This is a genomic window from Mucispirillum schaedleri ASF457 (genome assembly GCF_000487995.2).
GTDB classification, from domain to species: Bacteria; Chrysiogenota; Deferribacteres; order Deferribacterales; family Mucispirillaceae; genus Mucispirillum; species Mucispirillum schaedleri.
Window position 1 is genome coordinate 2,339,957 of sequence record NZ_CP097562.1, and the last position, 7,127, is coordinate 2,347,083.

7 protein-coding genes are annotated in these 7,127 nt (G+C 31.0%); all 7 read left to right on the forward strand.

Annotated elements, in window-relative coordinates; genetic code table 11:
- The first annotated feature begins 2 nt into the window (after positions 1-2).
- A complete protein-coding gene (locus N508_RS10870; protein ID WP_023276931.1) occupies positions 3-1,316 on the forward strand; it encodes a flotillin family protein in 1,314 nt (437 codons plus the stop codon).
- Positions 1,317-1,402: 86 nt separating this feature from the next.
- Positions 1,403-1,825, forward strand: coding sequence for a DUF2141 domain-containing protein (locus tag N508_RS10875; RefSeq protein WP_023276932.1), 423 nt, complete (start codon positions 1,403-1,405; stop codon positions 1,823-1,825).
- A 438-nt stretch (positions 1,826-2,263) separates the two neighbouring features.
- Positions 2,264-3,823, forward strand: coding sequence for a nickel ABC transporter substrate-binding protein (nikA, locus tag N508_RS10880; protein WP_076654234.1), 1,560 nt, complete (start codon positions 2,264-2,266; stop codon positions 3,821-3,823).
- The gene (locus tag N508_RS10885; protein WP_023275671.1) at positions 3,816-4,748 is read left to right on the forward strand and encodes an ABC transporter permease subunit; all 933 of its coding nucleotides are present in this window, start codon (positions 3,816-3,818) and stop codon (positions 4,746-4,748) included. The genes nikA and N508_RS10885 overlap by 8 nt, the downstream gene beginning before the upstream one ends.
- 1 nt (position 4,749) lies before the next feature.
- Positions 4,750-5,583 (forward strand): nickel ABC transporter permease subunit NikC, encoded by an 834-nt coding sequence (nikC, locus tag N508_RS10890; RefSeq protein ID WP_023275672.1) that lies wholly within the window; start codon positions 4,750-4,752, stop codon positions 5,581-5,583.
- Positions 5,568-6,359 carry an ATP-binding cassette domain-containing protein gene (locus tag N508_RS10895; RefSeq protein WP_023275673.1) on the forward strand — a complete coding sequence of 264 codons (792 nt, stop codon included), beginning with the start codon at positions 5,568-5,570 and terminating at the stop codon, positions 6,357-6,359. Before nikC ends, N508_RS10895 begins: the two co-directional genes overlap by 16 nt.
- Complete coding sequence (locus N508_RS10900; RefSeq protein WP_023275674.1) at positions 6,346-7,101, forward strand: ABC transporter ATP-binding protein; 756 nt, start codon at positions 6,346-6,348, stop codon at positions 7,099-7,101. The genes N508_RS10895 and N508_RS10900 overlap by 14 nt, the downstream gene beginning before the upstream one ends.
- Positions 7,102-7,127 lie beyond the last annotated feature (26 nt).

Here is a 7,127-nt window from a genome sequence, read left to right on the forward strand (position 1 = left end):
TTATGGAAAAGAATGCACAAAAGCCTAAAAATTTTATTTTAAGTCTTTTTGGCAAAACAAAATATATTATTATTACAGCAGTTATTTTATTTGCATTAATTATGTTTTTTATGGATTCATTAATAGGTAATGTTGATGCAAATGAGTATCAGGTTAAGCAGGCTTTTATGACTGGCGATATGTCTGCCCATTTAACACCCGGCTGGTATCTTAAAGTTATGGGAACAATATACAGGTTTCCAAAAACAGAAACAGTTTATTTTACAGGTGATAATGATAATCCCGCAAATCAAGGACCTGTAACTGTTACTTTTTCTGATAACTCACGGTGTGATATAAGCGGAACTGTAAGAGTTATTATGCCTACAAATGACCAGTATGCTATTGATATTGTTGCAAAACATTCAAACAGGACATTTCAGGATTTTGCAGCAAAGAATATTATACCTGTAACAAAAAGAGCATTAATTACAGCTGCTACAACAATGACAGCTCCAGATGCTAAAATAAAAATGGCTGATTTAGCTACTCTTGGTCAAGACCAGTTAAATAATGGTATATTTATGCTTGAATCTACAAAAATAACAGAAGTAGACCCTGCAACAAGTGAAGAAGTTATTAGAGAAGTAAAACATATAAAACAGTCAACAGATGGCACAACTGCAAGGTATAAAGATGATATGCCGCTTACTGCTTTTGGTGCAAGTGCTACTAACTTTGTGGTAACAGATATTACATGCTCTCCAGAAATTGAAAGACAAATTTCTGACCAGCAGCAGGCAAAAATGGGTATTGCTACAGCTAAGGCAGAAGCAGCTCGGGCAGATCAGGAAGTTATTACTGCAAGAAAACAAGGGGATGCTAAAATTGCAAAGATAAAAGCGGAAGAAGAAGCAAAAGCTCAGCAAATGATAGTTGCTGCAGAAAGAGAAAATAAAGTGCAGATTTTAAATGCTCAAAGGGAAGTGGAAATCTCAAAACTTAAAAAACAGGAAGAAGAAAACCTGCTTGCTGCTGCAAATGTTAATAAGCAGAGAACTATTTTAGAAGCAGATGCTCAGGCTTATGCAAAAAGAAAAGTAATGGAAGCTGATGGTGCTCTTGATAAAAAATTAGAAGCATATAAATATGCAGTAGAAAAACAAAGTGAAGCTATTGCAAATATTACTCTTCCACAGATAATGATAAATGGTGATAATGCTAATAATAAAAATGGTTCAAGCTCTATGGCAGGTATGGATTTACTGCTCCAAATGATGCTTATAAATACAGCTAAATCACTTGGGCTTGATATGAATGTAAAAAATAATAACTAGATTTCATAATGTAATATAATTCAAAAAATATTGACAACTTTAATAGTTTAAATATATTAATAATATTATATTATGGATGGTAGTATATGAAAAAATTAATATTTACAAGTTTATTTATTTTTGCAGCATTTACTTTATATGCTCAAACTGTGCCTTTAACATTAAATATTGAAAATATAGGCTCAAATAAAGGCAGCATAGTAGTAAATATATGCACTAATGTAGATGAATTTGCAGAAAGAGAGCCATGTAAATATTCTTTTTCAATACCTGCAAAAAAAGGCAGTATCTCTCAGCAGATTAATATTGATAAAGGCAGGTATGGTATTATGGTATATCATGATGAAAACAGTAATAATATACTTGATATGGCTATGTTTGGCAAACCTAAAGAAAGATATGGTTTTTCAAATAACAAATATGGAGCTTTTAGCTCAAAACCGCCTTTTGAAAAAGCATTAGTAAATATTGATAGACCAACAACTGCTTCAATAAAATTAAAAAAATAGGTATAACTTATTGTATGTTATAAGGGGAAAGTGTGATAGATGCTTTCCCTTTTTTATTATTTCTGTAAAATTTTGATAGTATCTTAAAAAGTTTTGAAATACTAATATTTTAGATATTTCGCCTTATGGCTCAATATGACATAATTGCAGTGTTTTTGTTAATATTAGACAGCATTACATAATCTTAATCTTAATTAAATAAATATCCAAACTATATATTATAGAATAGTGTCCTAAAAAGTTCGCAATTTTAATTATAATAAAAAATATTATCTTATTTAATTGATAAAATGTATATAAAATAATAATTTATTATTAGTAGTATAGTAATTAGTAAAATACAGCACTAAAAAACAGGTTATATAATAAAAATTATATTGCATAAATATTTTTGGTGTGTTATAAATCTGATTAATCGTAACACAATAAATGAGGTATATGATGAAGAAGTTTATAATAATTTTCTTTATTTTCTTATTATCTACAACAGTTTATGCAAAAAATGACAGCACTCTTACTATTGCATATCCTGTAAATGCTGGACCATTAAACCCACATTTATATAATCCAAACCAAATGTATGCACAGACTATGGTATATGACAGCCTTGTTCGCTATAATCCAGATGATATGGAGCCTGCTTTGGCAGAAAAATGGAGCATAAGTGATGACGGATTAACTTATACATTTAAACTTCGTAATGCTGCATTTTCTGATGGAAGTGTTGTTACTGCTGAAGCAGTTGTTATGAATTTTAATGCTGTTATGCAGAATAAGGCTCGCCACAGCTGGATATCTTTAGTTAGTATGATAGAAAGTTTTTCTGCAAAAGATGAAAAAACTTTTATACTAAAACTTTCAAAACCTTATAACCTTACATTAAAAGAGTTAAGTGTGGCTCGTCCTTTCCGTATACTTGCTCCAAACGGATTTTTAGATGACAAAAATACAAGCAAAGGCATAAAAGCACCAATTGGCTCAGGACCTTGGAAACTTAAAGAAACAAGGCTTGGGGAATATGATATTTTTGAAAGAAACGAATATTACTGGGGACAGAAACCAAAATATAAATATGTAAAAGTTTTAGTGCTGCCTGATGCAAACAGCAGAATAATTGCTCTTGAAACTGGTAAAATAGATATGCTTATAGGTGAAGGAAGTTTTACTATTGAAAATTTTGTCCGCTTATCTAAAAATAAAAATATTGCAGCTTATAAATCTGAACCAAGAGTAACAAATATGATTGCAATAAATACTGCAAAAAATAACACAAAGGATGTAAATGTTAGAAAAGCTGTTATGATGGCAGTAAATAAAGATAATATTATAAAATATATTTTACTTAATCAGGAAATAAAAGCTGAGCAGATATTTAATCCAATGCTTGAATACTGCAATGCTGGCATTATTCCCTATGAATATAATATTAATAAAGCAAATGAGATATTAGAAAATGCAGGCTGGAAGAAAAAAGGCTTATATAGAGAAAAAGACGGCATAATATTATCTATTGATATGCACTATATAGGTATAGACCCAAAGCAAAAAGCAATTGCAGAGATTTTGCAGGCAGATTTAATGAATGTAGGTATTAAGCTTAATTTATCTGCTGAAGAAAGCACTATTTTTTACAGCTTACAGTCAAATGGCAGTTTTGATATGATATTTAATAAAACATGGGGACCGCCTTTTGAGCCAGGCACATTTGCAGGCAGTATGAGAAAACCATCCCATGCAGACTATCAGGCACAAAGTGGATTAAAAGAAAAAGAATATATTGATAATATGATAGATAAATTAATAGTATCAGACAATACTACATTTATTGCAGAAAAATATGAAGAGATTCTTAATATTTTCCATAATGAAGCAGTATATCTGCCAATTAGTTACGAGCTTGATTTAGCTTTGGTGAGAAAAGACAGAGTGAAAAACTTTCAGTTTGGTAATATGGTAACAGAATTTATGCTGCATACTTTGGAGCCTTATAATGATTAAATATATTATAAAACGACTGCTGATTATTATACCAGTTATGCTTGCAGTATCATTTATAGTGTTTACTATGCTAAGGCTTGGACCTGTTGACCCTGCTCAAGCATATCTTCTTAATTCAAGAATACCGCCAACAGAAGAAGCCTTATCTGTTACAAGGGCAGAATTAGGACTTGATAAGCCGTTTTTTACTCAATATGCATTATGGCTTAAAGGTGCAGTGCAGCTTGATTTTGGCTTATCTTATATGACTAAGCGAGATGCATTTGGTGATTTGATGTATTATTTTCCAGTAACATTAAAAGTTACATTTCTAGCTATGATAGTAGTTATAATTGTAAGTATTCCGCTTGGTATATTAGGTGCAGTAAAAAAAGGCAGTTTAGCAGATAAATTAATAAAATTTTTCTCATTTATTGGTGTATCAACGCCTAGTTTTTGGTTTGGATTTCTGATTATATATGTGTTTTCTCTAAAATTAAATATTCTGCCGCCTTTTGGATTGGACGGTTTTTCAAGCTGGATTATGCCAATTTTAACTCTTGGTTTAATGTCAAGTGCTATTAACACCCGTATTACAAGAACAAGTTTTTTAGAGCATATAAATAACCGCTCTGTATGGTATTTAAAAGTAAATGGTGTGCAGAAAAAAACTATTATTGGAAAATATGTGCTTAAAAACTCCATGCTTCCAGTGATTACTTCACTTGGTATGCATTTTGGTGAATTAATAGGCGGTGCAGTTGTGGTGGAAGTGCTTTTTGCTCTGCCCGGAGTAGGAAGATATGTTGTATCATCTATTACTAACCATGATTACCCTGTGATACAGTGTTTTATGATATTAATGACTGGAATATTTATAATAGTAAACTTAATTATAGATGTAATATATGTTTATCTAAACCCTAAAATAAAATATGGAGTATAATATGAAAGATAAAGGGTTAATTATACTTTTTTCATTACTTGCTTTAATTATATTAAGTGCATTATTTGCTTCATTTATTGCTCCATACAGCCCTTATGACACAGATTTAACAAATAAATTTGCACCTGTAAGTTTAGAGCATATTTTAGGAACAGACCATTTAGGCAGAGATGTTTTTTCAAGGATAATATATGGTTCAAGAATGTCACTTATTAGTGTTTTAACAACTATATTAATAGTGCTGATACTTTCTTTAATAGTGGGAAGTATTGCAGGGTTTCGTGGCGGACTTTTTGACAGCATACTTATGAGAATATGTGATGTATTCCTTACATTTCCTACATTTATACTTGCTTTATTTTTTATAGGTGTGCTTGGAGCAGGGCTTATAAATGTAATCACTGCAATAGCTTTAACTCACTGGGCATGGTATGCGCGTATTGTTAGAAGTATAGTGCTTGAAACAAAACAGAAAAATTATGTGCTTGCTGCAAAATGTTTAGGTTCATCAAGGTTTAAAATAGTGTTAAAACATATTATGCCAAAAGTATTATCTCAGGTTATTATTTTAGCTGCATTAGATTTAGGGCACATGATGCTTCATGTGGCAGGGCTTAGCTTTTTAGGGCTTGGAGTGCAGGCACCAACAGCAGAATGGGGTGTTATGATAAATGATGCAGCACCATATATTAGAGAGCATCCAGAATTAATGTTGTATCCTGGTATTTGCATATTTATCACAGTAGCAGTGTTTAACAGCATTGGTGAAAAATTAAGAGATAAATATGAGACAAAGGAATACAGCAGTGAGAGTGAATTATGTGTGAAAAGTTAATAAGTATTAATAAGTTATCAGCTGGCACTAAAAATTACCAGATACTTCATAATATATCATTTGATATAAATGCCTGCGAAATTGTATGTCTTTTAGGTTCGTCTGGTTCTGGCAAAACTATGACAGCTCTCTCTATTTTAAATATGCTTCCTTTAAATGTAACACAGACTTCTGGCAGTATATTATATAATAACAAGCCATTTAACGAAAATATATGTGGCACTTTTATAAGTATGATTATGCAGGCACCAGCTTCATGTTTTGACAGTGTTTTTACAATAGGTACTCAGTTTAAAGATATATTAATATCTAATCATAAAGAATATTCTATAAATAGAGTATACACGATGCTTGAAAAAGTGGAGCTTCATAACCCGCAGGATATTTTAAATTCATATCCGTTTCAGCTTTCAGGTGGTATGCTTCAAAGGGTAATGATTGCAATAGCATTATCCCTTGACAGCAAAGTTATTATTGCAGATGAACCAACATCAGATTTAGATGTTGCAGGTCAGAAAGAAATTATTGATTTAATATTAAAACTTAAAAAAGAAAATAAATCTGTGCTTATGATAACACATAATCTTGCAGTTGCAAAAAGCTGTGCAGATAAAATTGCAGTTATGGAGCATGGCAGACTTGTAGATATTTTTAAAAAAGATGAGCTGCTTTTAGAAAACCGCCACAAATATACAAAAGAGCTGATTGCTGCAAATAACTGGCTTTATGCTAATAAGTGGAATATTGATTTAGGGGAAAATTATGCTGAAATGTGAGAATATTAGTAAAATATATAATGATAACAGCTGGTTTTCAAAAAAAGAAAGTATAAAAGTGCTTGAAAATATATCATTTCACTTAAAGCAGGGCAGAAGTATGGGATTTGCAGGCAGAAATGGAGCAGGCAAAAGCACACTTATGCGTATAATATTAGGGCTTGAAAAAGCAACAGAAGGCAGTGTTTTATTTATGGAAAAAAATATACACGGCCTAAAATATAATGAATTAAAAAAAATATATAAAGATATGCAGGTAGTATTTCAAGACCCGCAAAGTTCTATGAACCACCAGTATACTGTATATGATGTAATAAAAGAGCCTGTTGAAAATTATTACAGTTATGCAAAAGATGAAATGAAAAATATTGTTCTTAAATTACTTTCTGCAGTAAGACTTAGTGAAGATAAACTTTATAAAAATATAATGCATTTAAGCGGCGGTGAACAGCAGAGAGTAGCTGTTGCAAGAGCATTATCTGTCCAGCCTAAGTTATTAATACTTGATGAAGCATTAAGCAGCCTTGATATGATAATTCAAGCAGAAATAATTAAACTGCTGGAAGAATTAAAGGAAAAATATAAGCTTTCATATCTTGTAATATCTCATGATATAAGAATAATCTTAAAACTGTGTGATGATATTATTTTTTTAGAAAACGGTATAATAAAAGATAAGTTTTCAATAGAGCAGGGGATAAATAATCCAAGTGAAAGCTTTAAAAATATGATGATAGTATAAATTAGCCCCTAATGTCATATAGATTG

Coding starts and splice junctions, on each gene's coding strand:
- nikC (WP_023275672.1), top strand. CDS start 4,750: ATGAAAGATAAAGGGTTAATTATACTTTTTTCATTACTTGCTTTAATT.
- nikA (WP_076654234.1), top strand. CDS start 2,264: ATGATGAAGAAGTTTATAATAATTTTCTTTATTTTCTTATTATCTACA.
- N508_RS10900 (WP_023275674.1), top strand. CDS start 6,346: ATGCTGAAATGTGAGAATATTAGTAAAATATATAATGATAACAGCTGG.
- N508_RS10885 (WP_023275671.1), top strand. CDS start 3,816: ATGATTAAATATATTATAAAACGACTGCTGATTATTATACCAGTTATG.
- N508_RS10895 (WP_023275673.1), top strand. CDS start 5,568: ATGTGTGAAAAGTTAATAAGTATTAATAAGTTATCAGCTGGCACTAAA.
- N508_RS10870 (WP_023276931.1), top strand. CDS start 3: ATGGAAAAGAATGCACAAAAGCCTAAAAATTTTATTTTAAGTCTTTTT.
- N508_RS10875 (WP_023276932.1), top strand. CDS start 1,403: ATGAAAAAATTAATATTTACAAGTTTATTTATTTTTGCAGCATTTACT.